Origin of the sequence: Nostoc sp. 'Peltigera membranacea cyanobiont' 213, from assembly GCF_002245975.1 — a bacterium.
Lineage (GTDB): Bacteria > Cyanobacteriota > Cyanobacteriia > Cyanobacteriales > Nostocaceae > Nostoc.
Genome location: NZ_NOLI01000030.1, coordinates 1 through 21118, shown reverse-complemented (window position 1 = coordinate 21118; position 21118 = coordinate 1). Strand labels below are relative to the sequence as shown.

The 21118-nt window shown below is 47.0% G+C and carries 4 protein-coding genes and 2 pseudogenes; 2 read left to right on the top strand and 4 right to left on the bottom strand.

Annotation, left to right across the window (positions count from 1 at the left end; all coding sequences use genetic code 11):
• Positions 1–2 precede the first annotated feature (2 nt).
• The 4 genes from CDG77_RS11270 to CDG77_RS11255 form a co-directional block, all read right to left on the bottom strand.
• Positions 3–1118 (bottom strand): MupA/Atu3671 family FMN-dependent luciferase-like monooxygenase, encoded by a 1116-nt coding sequence (locus CDG77_RS11270; RefSeq protein ID WP_094329467.1) that lies wholly within the window; start codon positions 1116–1118, stop codon positions 3–5.
• A 12-nt stretch (positions 1119–1130) separates the two neighbouring features.
• Positions 1131–17084, bottom strand: a complete 15954-nt coding sequence (locus tag CDG77_RS11265; RefSeq protein ID WP_094329466.1) for an SDR family NAD(P)-dependent oxidoreductase — start codon at positions 17082–17084, stop codon at positions 1131–1133.
• A 224-nt stretch (positions 17085–17308) separates the two neighbouring features.
• A complete protein-coding gene (locus tag CDG77_RS11260) occupies positions 17309–17539 on the bottom strand; it encodes a hypothetical protein (protein WP_219852097.1) in 231 nt (76 codons plus the stop codon).
• Positions 17512–17778 carry a hypothetical protein gene (locus CDG77_RS11255; RefSeq protein ID WP_143857005.1) on the bottom strand — a complete coding sequence of 89 codons (267 nt, stop codon included), beginning with the start codon at positions 17776–17778 and terminating at the stop codon, positions 17512–17514. Before CDG77_RS11255 ends, CDG77_RS11260 begins: the two co-directional genes overlap by 28 nt.
• Before the next feature lie 343 nt (positions 17779–18121).
• Here CDG77_RS11255 and CDG77_RS11250 point away from each other — a divergent pair.
• Positions 18122–19256, top strand: a pseudogene (locus CDG77_RS11250) (ISAs1 family transposase).
• A gap of 725 nt (positions 19257–19981) precedes the next feature.
• Positions 19982–21092 (top strand): annotated as a pseudogene (locus tag CDG77_RS11245) (transposase).
• The last annotated feature ends 26 nt before the right edge of the window (positions 21093–21118 follow it).

Genomic DNA, 21118 nt, shown 5'->3' with positions numbered 1-21118 from the left:
AATTATTTAGTATATGGCAAATAGTGCGAAGTCAATTGTTCCAGGTAGGAGAGGGACTCCTTTACCAAAGAGTAATCCACGCCAAAATCAACCAAGCAGGCTATATCGTTAACACCGATCGCGATCGCTTCATCAATGACTTTCCTGCCGTCGTCCACGGTGCCGAAAATAGCTGCTGTTTTAACATACCGTTGATATGCGTAATCGAGTATTTTGGCCTTCTCTTTCGCTGAGACACCTTTATTATCATCCAGTGCTTGTACGTGCGCGTCTAGAGAACTTTTGATATAAGCCTTAAAGGGTAATTCAACAACTTTATGCACCAAGTCACGGCTTTCGTGAACCAAGGTATGTAGCATTAGAGTCACTATGCCTTTCTTGGGATCGTGACCCCCTTCCTCCCGTCCCTGACGATATAATGCGATCTTTTCTCGCATGGCTTGAAAGTTATTTCCGTAGAGCATGGTGAAAACGTTGTAACCTTGACGACCTGCGTAAAAAAAACCGTCATCATTCTTTGTGACCAGCAGCCAGACGTTCAGTTCCTTTTGCAGGGGACGTGGATAAACCACAATCGGTATTAGTTCACCGTTCGGGCCGGGAAAGGCGACAGTTTCGCCACGCCAAAGCTTTTGCACCATCGGAATCCACTCACTACAAATCTTGCGTCGTTCAGCATATTTTTCGGGCGCATAAATAAAATCCGGCTTGTTCCATCCCGACCCAAAACCGAGATCCACTCGTCCATCAGATAATATATCATTCATCGCCCACCACTCGACGATTTCAGCCGGATGGTGCAGAGGCAGGGAAATCCCGGCTGTTCTAAACCGGATGCGGGTCGTCTGCGGAATCAAATAGGATGCCATCACCGCCGAATTGGCGAAAATAGAACCAAATTCGTAGAAGTGTCGCTCAGGTATGTAGATTGCCGTAAACCCTGCGCGATCGCCAAATACCGTGATGTCGCGCACGAATTCATATTTCTGCTTGTCCGTCACATCTTTCCTCACGTCAGAGAAAAACAGCAAGCTGAACGAAATTTGGTTGTTACTTTCCTTTTTACGGTTTGTCATCGGGGGCTGTAGACCGAGCAATTCTTCGATGGAAGTAGTCATGCTTTTTACAACTTATATCTGGGTAATTAAGTGACGAGCAAGCAATGTAATCGTTGGATAGTCAATCAGCCACTGGGGCATAATCTCTTGCTCCAACTGCTTCTCAAGCTTAATTGCCAATTGGGTTGCCGAAATGGAGTCTAATCCGTAGTTCTGGAAAGTCTGGTTATAATCAATACCACTTATCTTCAATACTTCCCTCACTGCCTTCTCGATCGCCTTGGCGATCGCTTCACCGTCTATTGCCAAGGGCACTGGCTGCCGTTGCAAGCAGTCGGTCAAAAGCTTGACTGTCGGGAAGTCAAGGAGCCACTGGGGTGGCACTTCTTTTTGAAGACGTTTTTCCAGGCGAATTGCGAGTTGGGTTGCCGAAATGGAATCTAGCCCATAATCTTGAAACTTCTTGTTATCATCGATTTCCTTGAGTTTCAGAACCTGAGTGGCAACCTCTCGAATCACGTCGATGGCGGGTGCGTCTGGCTGGTTTGGTTGGGAGTCATTTGCATTCAAGGCGATCGCTTCATGGCTGTCTTTGTCGAAAGCTTTGGCAGTAGTTTGCGGAAACAACAGACGGTAAATGCGTTGAATCAGTTGCGGATCGAGCCTTTTGATTTCTGACAAACTGATGATATTTGTGACGCATTCTGGGGCAATGAATCCTTGCTTCTGAACCAGAGATTCCCACTGTTCGATCTGGTACTGGATGCTTGAAACCTCGGTCTGAGAATTGCTTGCAGAGCGATCGCGTGCAAAAAGCAGTGTGGGAGCAGCCTCACCAAACTTTGTTGGGTCTAGCTCAGTATTCAGAACCCAGGCTGCTCCCTGCTGCTGAAGCGCAAGTTCAAATAAGTCCTTACCGACTTTGTTGGAATGGGTAAACAAGCCAATTTTATCAAGATTGTTCTGCATGGCTTTAAAGATACATGATGGTGCCCGTGCCGCCATTCCAGTTTCGTGCCAGTCCACCCAGGTGATTGACTTATAACCCCGTTTATGTAGTTGAGTGTTTTGATAAGCCATGAACCAGTCAACATAAGCATTTGCCAAGGCGTAGTCGCAACTTCCCTTTGCGAACCGAGGGATTAATCCCGTCAATGAAGAGAAGGCCACGAAGAAGTCGAGCGCGTCGTTCGCAAAAATGGTGGCAAGTGCTTCGAGTCCTGCTATTTTGGGTTCGATGACGGCAGCTATACCAGCCAAATCTTTGGTTACGAAAGCGGGCTTTTTAAAGTCAGAAGTGATACCAGCACTGTGAATTACACCACCGATCGAACCAACGCGATCGCGAATTTCAGCAAAGAAGTTCGCTAACTGCTGAGGTTCGGTTAACGATCCCGTATATATGCTCAAATGCTCAACCTGGCGATCTAGCGAGGCTAGCTTACCAAGTTTCACCTTTAGGTGTTCAGAATATTGTTCGCCTTCGTCCCCCCATTTTGTTTTGGGTGGTAGCGGGTTCAGTCCCATCAAGACGAGTTTCCTCGCGCCTTTGGCTACGAGATAATCAGCTATTTCCAGCCCGATTCCTCCCGTTCCGCCACTGATAACATAAACTCCGTCGCTACGAATCGATAAATCCGCCCTTGGTTCTGCAATTTCAGCTTCCAGGTAGGGGACGAACCGTTCTTGCTGGCGATAACAAATTTCTGTTTCTTCCAGATTAGCGGTAAGCTCTTGAGTGAGTGCCTGTTCGAGCAACCCTGGATTACGCAGCATCGCTGCATCAATATCGATATGTCGAGATGCGACATAAGCGTGTTCGGCACTGAGTACCTTAATCAGTCCGGCAAGTTTCGCTCCGGCAAGACTAATCGTATCTGAGCAAAAATGCTGCAACCCCTTTGTGATATATAATATGTCCAGATCGGAACTGACAGCTATCAGCTGTTGATAAAACGCAATTTTTCCCAGTGCATCGCGATCGCAATCCTTAGAACTTTGGTAGAGAGCGCTGAGATCGACAACGATGCGAATCCGCTGAAGTTGGGAAAGGATCGTCTTTGCACTTTCCAATCCGCAGGAGGAATCGCGAAAATCAAGTATCTGTGCTGATATCTGACGATTTCGGTCACTGTCATTATTTGCACAGTAGACAATCGCAGCCCGTTGTTGACTGAATAAACGTTGCCCCAGATCGGCGGTTTCTTCGTTTACCAAAATCAGCATCTCGCCCTGAAAAGACGAGGTTTTTGTCGGTCGAACAGCACCTTGTTTCCACTTTTTCTGGATAGAATAGAGGCGCTTTGATTTCTCCCCAGACTCGACAGGCTGGTATTTAGCGCGACGCAAAACGAATCGTTCGACCCCATCGTAGCGTACCCATTCCAATCTCGGCTGTTCATCTAATGGGTTGCGGCTCAACCATTCCCGCAGGAGAAGCTGATACTTCTCTGCACAGGATGTATCCTGCTGCACACTAATGATTCGACAATTGTTAGAGAGCGATGTTGCGATCGCGCCTGTCACCGGATCATTTTCTATATCTCCAAAACCTTCAGTATTGGCAGTTAGATAATATGTATTAAATAATTCTTGCTGGGATTTTAACCATTCGCCAAGGATCTCAAAATAGTTACGTGCGGCATCATCTTTAGATTCCACGGCAAGAACAACATTCAACGGTTGCCCAATGGAAATAGTGGCGAGTGCGTCGAAGCTAAGACATTGCAAGTTTAGCGATCGCTCCAGCCCAACGGAAGCCTCAATTTGTCTCAGAAGACTACAGATCCCTTCCTTGTCCTCGTCGCTGGCGTAGACGATGAGGATTTTTTGGTCTTGATAATCAGCAAAGCGATCGCTCCACGGAATGTTCTCTGGAAGTGCTTCGGGAGTCCACTCAAGTTGACTGGCTGAGTCGATACGATCGGCAAATTCTGATTTTTTGACTGATAAATCCGCGATCGCTCCTATCTCTTTGCCAATCCAGTAACGCTCTCTGGCAAATGGATAGGTTGGTAGGCGAATCCGCTTTGGCGCTGTTACACCAGTGGTATAAATCTGCGTCCAGTCAATAGATACGCCTCGCACCCATAGTTCCATTACCTTGGAGTATTTTCGTTGAGACAACCAAGAATTAGTCATCGTCACAATGTCACCATCAGCAGCAAATTTTATAAAATCCGAGGAATCCGATCCAACCAAGCCACAATAGATACCATCAAAACTCTTCAGGGGAGTAGATGTACTGCGATCAACAAAGCGGCGCAGTTTCTGCCCGACTTCAGTCAAGGTGTCAGCAACAAATCCTAGACGGGCATCCATCGGTTCGCGCCCCACTTGTAATGTGTACGCAAGGTCACATAGCCGATATCCCAAAGCGGCTGGCTGTTCGCCAGGTTGCGTTTGTGATTCCAGGTGTTTTAGCAGTTGTTCTGCATATTCCCACAGGCGCTGTTCGTTCTTAGCGGAAAGTAGGATCGGATAAGGTTGAGCGGGTGCAACATCGGTGATAGCTGGATGTCCATCACTCCGATTAACATATTCCTCAATCACCATGTGTGCGTTCGTGCCGCTAAAGCCAAAACAGTTGATGGCAGCACGCCGAGGCTCTGCATCAACAATCCAGTCTGTACATTCCGTATTGATGTAAAACGGGGAGCTATCAAGATTGATGTGTTCGTTTAACGATTCATAGTTGATTGTTGGCGGGAGTTTTTTATTCCTGATGGCAAGCAACACTTTAATCAACCCAGCCACCCCTGCGGCGGTGGCGAGATGACCGATGTTGCTTTTGAGCGACCCGATCGCACAAAACTTTTCTTTATTGGTGAACTCACGAAAGGTTTCGCATAACGCTTCTACCTCAATCGGATCGCCGAGTCGCGTTCCTGTACCGTGTGCCTCAACCAGTTGAATGTCTGCTGGCTGAATCTGAAACCGTTGGTAGACTTCTTTCTGCAATCGCTGCTGTGACTGTCCGTTAGGTGCTGTAATTCCATTGGTCTTGCCGTCCTGATTGACCCCCCAGCCTCGAATCACACCGCAGATGTCATCACCGTCTTTTTCGGCATCGGCAAGGCGTTTGAGTAACACGACGCCCACGCCTTCGCCCGGTACAAAGCCATTAGCACGGCGATCGAAGGTGAAACATCTGCCATCGGGTGACAAGATACCAGCCTTGCTCATCATAATGTGCATTTCCGGCCCGGAGAGGACGTAGACTCCTCCAGCCAAGGCTGCATCGGAGTGACCCAGTAGCAGACTGTCGCAGGCGTTAGCTATGGCAACTAGGGATGCAGAGCAGGCTGTGTCGATCGCCATACAAGGGCCCTGGAGGTTGAGGAAATAAGAGATCCTTGCCGGGAGCAGTGCCGCAGAAGAGCCTAGCAATCCGAGAGCGTTCAACTCATATCGCTGCACAATCTTTCCATAGTCTCCCGTTTCGCAGCCGACAAATACGCCACACTTGCTGCCTGCAAAGGATTTGGGGTTATATCCCGCATCTTCAATGCATTGCCAGCTAGTTTGGAGAAACAGCCTTTGCTGGGGGTCCATGAATTCCGCTTCCCGTGGGGAAATATGGAAAAAGAGGGGATCGAAGCGATCGACATCCTCCAGCGCACCCATCGACTTGCAGTATGTCTTGTTTGCCGCATTCCTGTCCGGGTCATAGAAATCAGCAAGGTTCCAGCGATCGCTTGCTATTTCCGAGACACAATTTCTGCCGTTGGCGATGTTCTCCCAGAACTCTGCTAAATTTTTCGCTTGCGGAAATCGACCTGCCATGCCGACAACGGCGATCGCGTCACTGCTATAAGAATTTCTGTCGGCAGGGGTAGGCAGAGACTGCTTTGGTATTTCAGTAGTGCTGAGTAATATCGGGGCGTTTAGTCCGTGCTGAGTGTCCAGTTGTACCCCATCCTTAAAACTTGGGGATTGAAGCAAGGATGTATTTTTTCTCATTTCTAACTCAGCACTTTTTTGGTGAGCGGCCGCTGTTGGGGGGGGAAGTGCCACCGCATTGTGGGACTGCATTCTGGCAACGGTTTGCTCAATGTTGCGGGCAAAGTCGCTGAGTGTAGGATATTTGTAGACATCCGTTGCTGGCAACGAAGATCCAAATAACTGATTTATCTTCCTCATCCACGTAACCGCAGTAATGGAATCCATCCCCATGTCAACGAACTTCGCCTCTTCGTCGATCTCGGTTGCTTCCATGAATAGTTCTTCCGCCAGAGATTCAATCAGAATATTCAGAATCGATGGCGATGAGGGTAACTCTCTGTTTAATGGCATCGGAGCAGGCGGACAATTCTCAACGCGATCGCCAACGATCGTTGCTTCGAGAGTGGTTGTCTGCTCCTTGAAACCATTAAGGACGTTGCTAGACTGCTGCACGTAGTTGGCGAATTCTCGCAGAGTTGGATAGCTGTAAACCTTCGTGGCGGGGAGAGATAGATCGAACTTGGCGTTGATGCGTTTGATCCACATGACCGCAGATATGGAATCTAGTCCCAGATCGACAAACTTTGCATCTTCGTCAATTTCATCGGGTTCTAAAAACAATTCCGCCGCGATCGTTTCTCTGAGTGTCTGGATAACGAGTTGGTTGGGTGAATCCACAGACTGCTCTTCCCAGTCCCCAATCCCTAGTTCAATGCCTTGATCGAACCGTTCGTGAATGTTTTTCAGCACTTGGGATTGCCCCACAAATGTCTTCTCGTGCATTGCCAACTCTTGCGTGTGAACCTTGTCCAACAAATCCCTTAGCCCTGCGGTTGCCTGGTTTTTTCGCTGAATAAGCTCGTTTTGGGAAAACTTGGCGAGATGATGAGCCAGTTTCAGGGCATAACCAAGAACTTGGCTACGAGGAAGCACAGGCATTGAGATACCTCGCTCTTTTAACTCGGCTCCCTTGTATTCTCGTCCTCCGAACAGAATTTCACGACTTAAGTTTGGCCCCAAACGTGCAGGAAAAATCAGCGTCGATCCCGCTCCAGGGGTAAAGCCGTATTGCATATAAGGAGTTTGATAGATGCTTTCTTCGCTGAATATGTTTACATCGCAGAACATCCCTAATGACCAACCGCCCCCGATCGCGTGACCCTGCATGGCGGCGATCGCAGGTAGATGACATCGCAGGGGCAGGCTGTGAATATCGTTGTCGGTAAATCGCGCCCTGCCGTTATATATGTCTTGCAAGCCGCTTTTTGTTCCACCACACGCGAAGTATTGGTTGTAACCAATAAGTACGACAACTTTATAAGTGGGCACACTTTCAATATGCTCGAACGCTTGAGTTAATCCTTCGCTAAAGGCGTTGGAGAACATATTTTTATTGGCTGTATCGGCAAGTGTAACCTGCACAACACCGTTCCCAAATGCATGCACGTGGACTACATCGCAATACGTAGCCACTAAGGTCGGACTGGCAAGCCATTGGTCATTTTCCTCCACCATTCGTTTTAGATCCTGGTGGGTAAAGAATGGAACTGCCGACACGCCGCTCAACCCAATATTGCTATTGGCTGGAGATGGTAAATAGGTATGACGCACCAGGTTTTGGACGCTACGTGATAGCTGTTTTTTCAATTCAATCAGCGATCGCTGCGGTGACTGAGAAATTTGAACTGCGAAATCCCAGGCCAGATCGTCGAGCCGATCGTCGGCAGCAACCAGGCAGTCCAGACCCATTTCTACCAATGCCTGTCCGCTACACAGATGTGGCACTGCAAAAAATCGAGACGCGAATGATTTGCCAAATCGCTCCTCAACTATCGAGCGATCGCGATCGCTCAAACCTCGGTGACAAAACTGACCTGTTTCACGGAAGATGAGGAAATCACAGAGGCTAGCTAAGTTCCAACCCAATCCGCGAATATCACTTTTAAGTAACGCAATTAAAGGTAATTCTAATTCCAGGAGAAAACCAATCAACGCCCGCATGACTGGCACATCGTCGTGAGTTATGCTGCTGGAAAACAGGCCGCGATCGTCAACCAGCAATAAGACACGCACCTCATCGCTCAAGGCGAGCATCTTATCCCTTAGCTCAGTACTGAGCTTGGAAGCATCTAAGGGGCGATCGGCGGCAGCGATTCTGATTTCGACTATTCCCTGAGCTTGCTGGGAAAGACTGAGAAAAGAGGGCGTTACTTTGGTCTGCGGTATAAGTTCGGCTGGATTTCTCAGGCGAATCGGTTGTCGATTCCGGCGATTAACTCTGTCGCGCTGAACCTTGTCAGTGTCCACCAAAGTAATTAACTTCCTAGTTTTAGGTGAATCTACTGTCTGCTGTTGGTCGTTCAAATCAATGGCTTTGCTACTTTGTTCACCGCTTGCCGCCTGTGTATTTACTGGCGGAGTAATTTGGCTAGACTGGTTGTCTTCTAGTTCCAACCAATACCGTTTTCTCTCAAAAGAATAGGTTGGCAGCGAAATTCGCCGGGGGTAAATGGTCGATGTGCGACGAAGCCTCGACCAATCAATATTTACGCCTTTGACCCAGAGTTCAGCTAGACGAGCGTAACAGCCCTCTTCAGTCCAGGCTGTTATTTGTTTAAGCAAATCGGGGTCAGAATTCCACTTGAGAACTGTAGCTTTATCTTTACCAGCTAGCCCTACATAGCAGTCATCAATATCGGATTTACCTTTAATAAAAGCATCAAGTTTGGCGATCGCATCGGATTGTGAGTATACGATTATGGCAATCCGTGACTGTAGTGCCTCACGCCCCACTTGCAAGGTATAAGCTAGGTTCTGGAGATTCACCGCCCCTGCTTCTAGAAACTGATGCAGTTTATCGGCATAAGCAGCTAAACGCCCGTTATTTCTCGCAGATAGCAGCATTAATACTGGTGCGTCACCGATTTCGGACTCGCTGGTTGGCTCCTCGTCATATTCCTCGACCACAACATGGGCGTTGACACCGCCAGCCCCAAAGGACGACACGCCAGCGATGCGAGGGACAGTTTTCGTCTTTCCGTCTACTTCCACGAGCGGTTGCGGCCAATGCTGAAGATGACGCTGCACGTAAAACGGTGTCTGAGGAAAGTCGATATTCGGATTAAGTTCGTCAGCGTGCAGACTGGGAACGAGTTGCTTGTGCCTGAGTTGCAAGATCGCTTTGGTCAAACCCGCGATTCCAGACGCTGCCTCCAAATGACCGACGTTGGATTTGACAGAGCCGATGGCGCAAAAGCTTGTGTCTTGAGTATGCCGTTGAAACGCCTTAGTTAGACCCGCAACTTCAATGGGATCGCCAAGTTCAGTTCCTGTTCCATGCGCTTCGATGTAGCTCACCTCTCTGGCATCGACCCCAGACTTTTCTAGCGCCTCAAACACTAGTTCTGCCTGTGCTTTGGGATTGGGCACTGTATAACCGTTGGTTTTACCTCCATGATTGACATGAGTGCCGCGAATTACGGCGTAGATGTTGTCCCGATCGGCGATCGCAACAGACAAGGGCTTTAGTAATACCACCCCCACACCTTCGCCGGGAACAAAACCATTGCTGTGGTTGCCGAAACTCTTGCAACGACCATCTTTAGACAGCATTTTGCTAGCACACAGAATGTTGTAGCTGGATGGATGCAGATAGAGATTAACACCGCCAGCAAATGCGAGTTGCACTGAACCATTCAGGAGGTGTTGGCAAGCTTCATGCACTGCTGTGAGCGACGAAGAACACATGGTATCAATGGGCATACTGGGCCCGCGAAGATTCAGAAAATACGACAAGCGATTGGCGATGGAACTAAAAGATGTGTGGGGGTGTCCAATCTTACCTTGTCTCCAGAGTTCAGGCCCGTAGAGATCGAACCCGGTTCTGGTAACGCCAACAAATACGCCGACTTGCTGTTGGTATTGGGATTCTAGCATCTGCCTGGTGTGACCAGCGTCCTCCAATGCTTCCCATGCCGCCTGAAGAAAAATTCGCTCCTGCGGATCGATGTTTACCACTTCATGCGGGGAAATACCGAAGAACTGGGCGTCGAATTCCTTGGCATCATCCAGAAAGCTGCCCCACTTGCAATAGCTCTTACCAAGCTCGACTGCCTCTTCGACGTGAGGATGAAAATGATCTTCCCAAGACCAGCGATCGCGCGGAATTTCCGAAATACAGTCGGTTCCGGCTTTCAGACGCTCCCAAAAGGTGGACAGATCCTTAGCCATCGGATAGCGACCGCTCATGCCAATGATGGCGATGGCATCTGTGGTATTGCTTCTCGACCGAGCAGCTATTTGGGAAGTATTAGTAGCGATCGCGGCGGCAGGTTCGGCATCCGGCAATTCACTTGCGGCATTTTGATCTAGTGTAGTGGCGGATTCCCGATTATTACTCAGCTGCGCGATCAAGTCCGAGCGGCGGTACTCAACGAAGTAGTTGACTAGTTCGCCGAGAGTCTGCACTTCAAAAAGTAACGTGCTATGAATTCCTCCAAATTTTTCTTGTAGCGCCCCTGCGATCTGCACAACTAGGATGGAATCAATTCCATAACTCTGGAACGGCTCATCAGCTTCGAGCTGCTCTGGGTTCATGCGGAGTATTTTGGCTACTAGTTGCTGGAAAAACCGGGTGGCTTTTTGGCTGAGGCTAGTATCATCGGATTCGTTGATTGCACCTATACTGCTGATGCCAGAACCAGTTTCAACAGTACGAGTTGCATTACCAACTGACGGGCGATTCTGCCGCACCAGTCCATCACTCTCGGCAACGATCGCCTGTTGTCCGAGCGATCGCGCGATCGCTGCCGGGAACCAGGGAGATTGAAACCCTTCTGTTTGCAGGACTCGCTCCCAAGATTCAACTGACAATAGCGGCGTCCCGTCAATTCGCAACTCTGGGTCTTCATGTCGCCACCATCCCTCCAATAGCCCGAAGGTGAGATGACCGAACAGCGTTTGGTCGCAAAGCTCATTGAGCAAAATCAAACCATTAGTCCGCAGACAAGCCTTGACATTCCGCAGCGTTTGCCGAATGTTACGAGTCGCGTGCAGCACGTTTGTGGCGATCGCAAAGTCATAAGTACCGGCTGCAATCTTCTGTCCTGCCAACGGCTGTTCAACGTCAAAGATCCCGATTTCAACAAAGGGATGGTCAGGGATGAATTTCTCTTGGGCGTGCAAAAGAAATGCTCTGGAGATATCGGTGTAGCGGTATTCGCTAATGCTATCCTCAAGTCCGGCTAATTTGGACAGCACGGCTTTTGTTGTTGCGCCTGTTCCCGCGCCAATTTCTAATATCCGCAGCTTTGTGCGTGGATCGTGCCTCAACCGCGCCTCGATCGCCGACCGTAGCGATTTTGCCAACACTTCGTTAAAATAATCCGCAACAGAATTGTCACGATAAATACCTTCGACAATCTGTAGGGAACCATTCGGGAACAGACTGTCTGTCCCTCGCTTCTGCCCGGATAGAATTTCTGGCAACGCCCGAACGCAAGTCTCAACTAAGGAAAACGCCCGCTGTTTGCTGTCGGCTTCTGGCCAGTTATCCCTAGCCTCCTTCCAAGCTTGCCAAACTATATTCGGGGATTCGAGTCTAGCCCCCGTTTCGTTTTGAGTAAGAATAGACCTACTAGCTGCCAGCCATTTGGCGTAGAAGTCAGGTACACTACCAGACGAATCCAGGTTAAGTGCATTGAGGCTAGTTCGCAGCAGGCGGATTAAAAGCGGCTGCATCTGTCTGCATTGAAAGATGCTATCCGCCTGTAGTTGCGTGATCGATTGGTTTGGCGCGACATCGATGTGCCGAATCTCGTGTATGATTGACGGCGCAACTTCCTCGAAGCTAACAACAAATTCGCCCCCGTCGTACCAATCGATTGCCTCGACACTTGCGCTCTTAATTAAAGCAAGCTGATTCAAGCGATTGTTGCTCACTAGGCACTCTAACGCCTGCATCGACTCTTTAGACTCTAGAAGTCCGATGCCACGTTGTTTGAGGCGAGTCTTAGATGCCTGGGAGATTCTGTCTCCGGTGCCGATCGCCCAGTGCCCCCAATGAATCACCTTGACTGGGCAGTTCCAACGGTTGGCGAGGCACTGGGAAAAGGCATCCTTAAAGGCGCAGCCTGCGGCATAACCACTCAGTCCGCCGCTTTGTGACAGCGCCTCAATGGAGGAGAAGAATAAAACAAAATCCAAATCTTCGGTGTGAAAGACCTGAGCTAGCCGCACGCTCACGTCTACTTTGGCAGACAAAACTGTGCAAAGTCTAGCTTCGTCTGTGTCGTTGAAGCTGCGATCGAAAAGACCCACCGCCGCATGAACGACACCCTGCACCGAGCCGAACTCATGTTTAATCTGTTCATAGGCGCGCTGAAGTTCCTCCTGACTTGTTGCGTCTGCCGAAATATATCTCGGCATTGGCCCCAAGTTAGCGATCGCCTTTAGTTTCTGCTGAATTGTGTCATTCAATGGGCTGCGACCAATCCAAACTATTTGCGCTCGATATTTTTCGCTCAGATATCGGCTCCATACCTCGCCCAAACCTCCGGCACCACCGATGACTACGTACACACCGCCGGCACGATAGGCCGATCGACCAGGTTCTGACAAAAATAACTTTGCCAGGATTGGTCTGTACCATTTGCCATCCCGCCACGCCAGCGATCGCACATCCGAATCAAAGGGGACGAACATTTCTGGCACTGGCCATTTATATGATGTATCTGCGGGTGAAGGCATATCCAGCAGCCGAAATTTCCATTGGGGAAATTCTTTGGCTATACTGCCGATAAATCCATGAATACCCGCTTGGGTGGGATCGGGATCTTCACCACAAAAAACCGCTTGACTTTGTAGTGCGATCGCAGTCCATTGCAGCCCTTCGTTTCCATAAATAACAGCCCCCGCTTTGAGCAAACGGTAAACCTGTAAAATCTCGCTTGCTTGATTAACCAGAAGATTCTCAGGAAAGTTATGTCTTGCCGAATTACTGCCTCCGACCCAGATAATATGAGCAATCCGCCCAAGCAGCTTGAGTTGCTCAACGAGATCGTGGATATCTGCATCAGTCGCGATCGCCATGAATTCGCATTGGGTAAAATACGTTTGCAAAACCTCCTTTTGCTCAGGGGTGCCACCAATAATCACCGTCTTACCGTCGGGCATCTTCGAGCCAGATTTTTCGCAGCTTGAAATGTCTACTGGTTGCCAAACCAGCTTTAACGTAAACAGTTCCGCCTCAGAAGCAGACTGTTCTGGCTTGACGGAAGCATTGGCATCTGGTAAAGTCGACTCTTGTAGTGACGTTGTGCCTGGAAGCCAAAACCGATTCTTCGCAAAAGGATAGGTCGGCATGGAGAATCGCCAATGTTTGGAGGATGCTGTCAGCAATTGATTTCCATTCAGCAAACACCAGTCCAGGGAAACTCCGGCGACCCAAAGAGCTGCCAACTGCTCCCAATCTCGCCCTGCGATCGCTGCTTGAATCACCTGTTCTCCCAGAGTCCCCCGAATTAAAGTCTTAACCTCACGACTAGGATGCTTGATGTTACCTTGAAAACCCGATTCGCCTATATCTGGAAATTGACGCAACTTATTAACCAGGTCAACGCGACTTGCGGCTACCACAGCCAGCCGTTCCTCGAATGCCTGCCTGTGGCTTTGCAGAAACCGAGTCAGTTCTGCCAAGGAGCATTGCTCGTCAGAGAGCGAACTGAGCCACTGCTCAAATTGCTTGACATAATCCCTTAGCTGTGCAGTATTCTGAGCCGACAGTACGAAAAGAAAAGGTTCAGAAGTTCGGTCATCCACCTTTTCAGCAGGTAGCGCCCAAGATTCCCCAACTTCGGCCAAGCTTGTTGGGGAATCCTGGCCGCTTGGGGACTGGGTACTCTTTACTGGGGACTCGGCAAGAAATTTCTTCTCGTGCGAACGCTGCGCGAACAAGATTTGGCTGGGGTCTGAATCCACAGACTTATCTTCCCAGTCCCCAATCCCTAGTCCCCAATCCCCAGTCCCTAGTTCAACGCTGCACCCTACGTCATATTCTTCCACCACAACGTGAGCATTTGCACCTCCAGAGCCGAAACTACTTACACCAGCCCGTCTGGGAATAGATTCGTTGGGGCGATCCCACTTCTGATGTCGATCCACAATATAAAACGAGCTACCTGATAGATCGATATGACGGTTCAGGTGTCCGAAATGCTGATTTGCTGGCAGTTCTTGATGTTGGAGGCATAGCACGACTTTCAGCAGACCTGCTATGCCCGCAGCCGCCTCCAAATGCCCCAGGTTGGTTTTGAGTGAACCCAGACCGCAGGAGATTGGGACTTGGGGAGTCTCACTCCATTCCGAAAAAGCTTGTTGAATTCCCTGGATCTCAATGGGATCTCCTAAGGCTGTGCCCGTTCCGTGGGCTTCGATAAAACTAATCGTGTTAGGGGCTACACCAGAGGCTTTCCAGGCATTGGTTAAGAGTGCTGCCTGCTGTTGCGGATTCGGTACGGTGAGACCGGCGGATTGTCCACCATGATTTGAGGCTGACCCCTTGATCGTCGCATAAATTAGATCGCCATCTGCTTCCGCCTGACGCAATTGCTTGAGCAGAAAGATCACAGCCCCTTCACTGCGAACATACCCATCTGCGCGATCGTCAAATGTCTTGCACTTGCCATCATGCGCCAACATCCCAGCCTTGTAATATGCAATACTGTTAGCTGGATGGCTCATGATATGTATGCCGCCCACAAGTGCTTGTAAGCACTCACCCGATCGGATACATTGAACTGCCTGATGCACTGCCATCAGCGAACTGGAACAGGCCGTATCAATGACGATGCTTGGGCCTCGCAAGTCAAAAAAGTAAGAGATGCGATTTGCCAGTGCCGCCAACGACGTGCCCGTTGCAACGTGGGCTTCTATCGGAATACCTACCTGCTCCATTACCCGACAGTAATCAGAGCCACTAGCACCCACAAAAACTCCCGTACTGCTGCCAGCAACTTTGTTCGCAGTGATGCCAGCGTTTTCTAGTGTTTGCCAAGCTAATTCCATGAGAATTCGCTGTTGCGGGTCCATGCTCTGAGCTTCGATCGCACTGATGCGGAAAAAGCCAGCGTCAAACAGATCGATTTGGGATAAAAAACCACCCCAATCGATACCTTGGTGCTTGCCTTCTGGGTCGATGTCCCTAGGCCATTGCCAACGTCCTTCTGGAAGTTTCTCAATCACTGAACCACCGTTTTTGAGCAGATCCCACAGCGATTCGGGATTGTTAATGCCACCGGGGAGCCGACAGGCTAACCCAACAATGGCAACAGCGTCGTCCGAGTCGGTTGCTTCGGTTCGCCACGATATTGCAGATTTGGGAGTAGTTGTCAACAAGGTATCTGTAGGGGCGACGAATGGGGACGCGACATTTTGATTCTGCGTTACCGAGGGTGTCTGCTTCTCAATCAGAAACCTCAACACCTTTTCGGGCGTGGTGTAGCTGAAGAAGAAGGCTGGGTCTAAATTCAGCCCGAAGCGATCGCTGATTTGTTCGCTGAGAATCAGCAAATCGACTGAATTAAGACCCATCTCCATCAAGGGACGATCGAACTTGTATCCACTCCGTTTTTCATCACCCAGACAGGACTGAACCGTCGCTTCCAAAAATGCAGTAGCCAATTCGGTGTCCCATGCTTGTGGTTCAGCATCCAGACCAGCATCCCACTTTGCTGCGTCATTAATTCGCCGATCGTCGCGTCTGCGCTGATGAATTGGATAGCGGACGAGTACCCCATGCCCCTGATTGTTTCGATCCAATGGTCGATAATTTTCCACAATACACTCAATGTTCGCACCGTGTAGTTCGTGAAACCTCAAAATTGGATCGATTAGCTTACCACGGACATTGCGCTGCCTGATGTACTCTTCAAAGGAAAACTCGTGGCGATGGAACTCCTTGCACAACGTGACCGCTACGACAGACTCGATACCATCGATCGCGCTGCACAGTTGAAGCATAAACTCCAGTAACTGATCCCCAAGTCTCCTCTCCTGAACCTCGGGAAAAATATTTACCGCCAGCAACTGGACAATAGAACCGTCCTGGGAATGCAACTCGGAGACTCGATTTGCGGTTATGGTTTGAATTTGATCGGTACTTTCAATCCGCTGTGAGTAGATAGCCCCGACGACTTTGTAATTATTATCAGAATCGAGCAACTCCAGCACTAACTGTCCTTCAGGATAATTGTTCAGGCGATCGACCAAGTTGGTAGATGTAGCTTGCAACTCAATCGACCAACATTCCTTTTCCAGTTGCACTAGTGCGGGCAAATCTGATAAGCGAGTGTGGCGAATGCGATAGTCCGCTTTCTTAAAATGCACGACCGATGTATCAATTGGATATGTCAGTTGGCTAGCTGAAAATAACCCAACGTTAGCTGCCAGTATCAGGAAAGATTCAGCACCGATATCGCTGGTTTTGGGAACCGCCTCGTTTGGCAAGTTCTTGAAGTCGTTGCTTAAATAATTGATGTCCTTAGTCAATTGCAGTAAAACAGGGTGAGATTGGCAAATCAGGAGTCCGTGACGACCCACGACGTTGCTCCACTCGCTCAACATCTGCCTGTTATATTCAGTTACATCCCTGATGTCGCTTAAGTCAGATTCTTCATCGTTGAGATGGTAAACGGACTGAACGAACAAGATATCTTGCTTGTTAGCAGTTATTCTACCGTCCAGTTCACGCAATATCTGCTCTGGGCGATTCAAAAGCACTGAAATGACATCAGCGGGGATATCTCCAAGGTTACGAGTTGCAGTCCGAATTAAATCTGGGCATTGCTCAATACCAACTAGTGTCAGATCGTGTTCATCCAGAACATTACCGCGAAGACTATAATCTCGAATCCATAAGTAGATCTGTTGTAGCAGTAGACCGTTCCCGCAGCCCAATTCAACAATAACTCTGGGTTGCTCCTTGAAGTTCGAAGCATTAAAAATTGACAGAATGTGATTTTTTAAAATTGGCCATAGCTCAAAGTGGCTTTGTTGTACCATTTTTATACCTGGGTTGCGAGTCATACTGTCTACTCAGTACAAGCTTTTCATACTATAAATATTAAGTAAAATATTAAGTACACTAACATAAAAATTTATCATTACCTCACGAAAAATTCACATATCTGTATTCTGTATATAGTTAAATTTAATTTGCTCTGTACTGAATGGCACTAAGAAAAGCTCTAAGTTATGGAGAACAAGGGTTATAGCTGAATGGCACTAAGAAAAGCCGAAATGCTTGTGGATTAAGCAGTTTGCAACTGCTTTCGTAATTCGTGCCGGGGTTTGGTCATTAAGGGATAAGCTTTCGGGCGACGTTTACGGACTCGTGGTTCGTATCTAGCAGGACGGTCAGGAACAGCTTTGTGAGCAATAACTTTGAGTAAAGTGCGATAAATTTTAAGCCGTTTTGTTGAAATTGCAGCTAACAATTCGGGAATAAAGTTATTTAAATGATGGCGAGTACCGCTTGACAATAACCGCTTGTATCTGTTGAAGGAATTTCTACTTCAAGTCCAGCCAAATAAGCAATGACTTTACTTACTGCATTATGACAACTTTTATCGGCATCTAAAACTTGAGATAAAAATGCCCAAAGCGTTACTATTGGGTCAAATAATCGCTGATAATATCTAATTTTTAGCTCATCAAGAGCTTGCTCAATTACAGAAGATGGCAGGGCAAACGCATCTAAATATTGACGAGCCTGAATCAAGGTGAAATACACTAAGACTCAAACTACATAAGGTTTTGAGGAAAATAAATCTCACTCATTATAAAAATGATAATCATTACGAGGGGGGAGTTAGAGGCAGCCGACGCCTGCCTGAACTTTCACGGTCAGTTCTCCACTCTTCTAGCGTAGGTTTTCTCACAGTCTGATTCTCAATAGTTTTAGATTAATGACTAGGAATCACGGTCAGATCAATTTATGCGATCGCTAACTGAGCCGTCCTGACTTTTACAGATGGCGTGAAAAGTCAGGACGGCTACCTGTTAAAGAACGTGGTATTCTCACATTTATCAGAAAGAAGGATTACGTTCTCCCAGCTCCTAAGATGAAGCTCAAGCCGAAAATCACAATTGCTGACCATTTTTTGGGAATAGAAGACCCACGAATAAATCGCACGAAGCGACATAACTTAATCGATATCATGACCATTGCCGTATGTGCTGTGATTTGTGGAGCGGATGGTTGGACGGCAATCGAGACGTATGGCTGTGCAAAGTATGAATGGTTAGAAACATTTTTAGAACTACCAAATGGCATTCCATCTCATGATACTTTTGCGAGGGTGTTTGCTTAAAATTTATCCTCAACAGTTTCAAGAATGTTTTCTTAATTGGATGAAGTCAATACAGAAGATGACGAATGGTGAAGTTATTGCACTTGATGGGAAAACCTTACGTGGTTCTTATGATAATAGTAGTGACCAAAGCGCAATTATAATGGTAAGCGCCTGGGCAACTACGAATAAATTAGTTTTGGGACAAGTTAAAGTAGATGAGAAATCAAATGAGATTACAGCAATTCCAGAATTATTAAAGGTCTTAGAACTATCTGGATGTATTGTGACAATTGATGCAATTGGCTGCCAGAAAGAAATCGTAAAATTAATCACATCGCAAAATGCCGATTATGTAATTGCGTTAAAGAAGAATCAAGGAAATCTTCATAATGAAGTCGAAAAACTCTTCTCTTTAGGGATAGCGACAGGTTTTGATGGGATTGAACATAGCACATATAAGACAGAAGAAGCAGGGCATGGTCGTCATGAAATCCGCAATTACGTAATGTTATCTCAAATTCAGTCTCGGCTTAACCCAGATTCAGTTTGGTCAAACTTTAATAGTGTTGGGATGGTAGAATCCGTCCGTTCATTAAATGGTGAAACAACGGTTGAAACCCATTATTTTATCAGTAGCCTTGAGTCAAATGCTAAACAGTTTGGTAATTCTATTCGCAGTCATTGGGGAATTGAGAATTCATTACATTGGATATTAGATGTCGCCTTGAAGGAAGATGACTGTCGGATTAGGAAAGATAATGCTCCACAGAATTTTGCAATTCTCAGACATATTGCAGTCAATCTTTTAGGTAAAGAGAAGCGTGTCAAACGTGGAATAAAAAATAAACAGTTTCTCGCTGGGCTGGATAACAATTATTTAGCAAGAGTTTTAGCATTAGCATAAACTCATAAATCAGAAATTAGATTTGAATATTTAGGAAGGATTTCATTTTTTCTCTAAATAAACATAGTTTTATAAACTCGAATATTGAGTTATTTTAGTATCAATAAATAATTATTCAGCTTCAGATAAGATAATTCATGCTTTTTGAGAATACTTCATTTATTTTATTTATCATTTAATTAATTTTTAGAATTATCTATGTCATTTTGAAATCTCTTTTAGTTTTGATTAGTAAATAAGATGCGTTTTCCCTATAGCAAGCCCTAGTATTTACCTACTCGTTCCTGTTAGCTTTTTTCATAGTTTGAGCATAACATCTATACTTCAACATGTAAAAGTTGTTTCTTGACAGGCTCTTAGAGTTGATTTACCGCCTCCAGCATTGCCAAACACCGCTACTTTTTTCATTCCCACTCTCCTTTTAGTGTAATCAAGTCAAATTTGGCACAAGCTTGTCATAAGAGAATAAAATTTTTTGCTAGATTACTTTTATACTACAAAATGTGCCGCCAACTTTCCTTTCTTTAGCATTAATAGGGGTACAGCCGGGATACGGATACTGTGATACTGTTGGCGAAACATTACTTAACATAAAAACGCCGATTTTACCGTGTATTACATGGGAAGGTAGAATTACCCTTTCCGTGTAATATACGGAAAGAAAAAAATTAAGTTAGCTGCCTCAATAATCAATAAACTAGAAGAAATACCTGTGGAGGCAGTATATGTGCTTACATCCTGAAGAAATTCCTCCTATTCCCAATGAAACGGTACGTGTAGCCAAAGCCGCGTTTCCTGTCATGTAATTTATATATGCGACTGCGTGATGAACTTGGGGTCTTTTACGAGGATGAAGATTTCGCATCACTTTATGCACAACGCGGTCAGCCAGCACAAGCACCTTGGCGTTTGGCAATGATACTGGTAATGCAATATGCGAGAAAATTTGTCTGATAGACAAGCAACTCTTGCAGTGCAAGGGCGGATTGACTGGAAATATGCTTTGTCCCTAGAGTTAACAGATCCAGGTTTTGACTTTAGTATTCTAAGCGAATTCCGCGATCGCTTAATAAGAGGTGGTGTCGAGCAGCAAATACTAGACTTGATGCTGTCGAAATTTCAGGAACTCAAACTACTGTCAGCAAGAGGAAAACAACGCACTGACTCAACCCATATACTAGCTGTAGTCAGGGATTTAAGCAGACTGGAACATTTAGGGGAAACGCAGACTATAACATTGACCTGTTGGGGCCAGTAGCCCTGAACGTGGGATGGCAAGCAAAAGCCGGACTGGGATTTGATTTATCTCACTTTAAAATAGATTGGCAACAGAAAGCGGTCTATTGTCCTCAAGGTAAGCGTAGTTACCTTTGGAAAAAGAATAAAAGTGTTTATGGTAAACCTGTAATTTACGTTGAGTTTCGGCAACGTGATTGTTTGGCTTGTCCAGTTCGGAGTCAATGTACTCATGCAAAAACAAACCCTCGCGGGTTAACTATACAGGCGCAATCCGATTACGAAGCCCTTCAAAAAGGCAGAGAGCGACAAAAAACTGAACAGTTCCAAAAACAGTATCAACTGCGTTCAGGCATTGAAGGTACTATCTCTCAGGGCATCCGAGGATTTGAATTGCGCGATTGCCGTTATATTGGGTTAGCTAAAACTCATCTACAGCATATTTTGACGGCTGCCGCTATCAATCTAGGTCGAGTTTTTGCATGGTTAGAGGAGATACCACGGGCTAAAACTCGTTCCTCACACTTTGCAAGATTGGCAGACACTATTCCCGGATTTCTCACAAGTGAGAAAAAAACACTTGGGTTAGTCAAATTTTAGATAACTTAATTGATACATTATCAAAA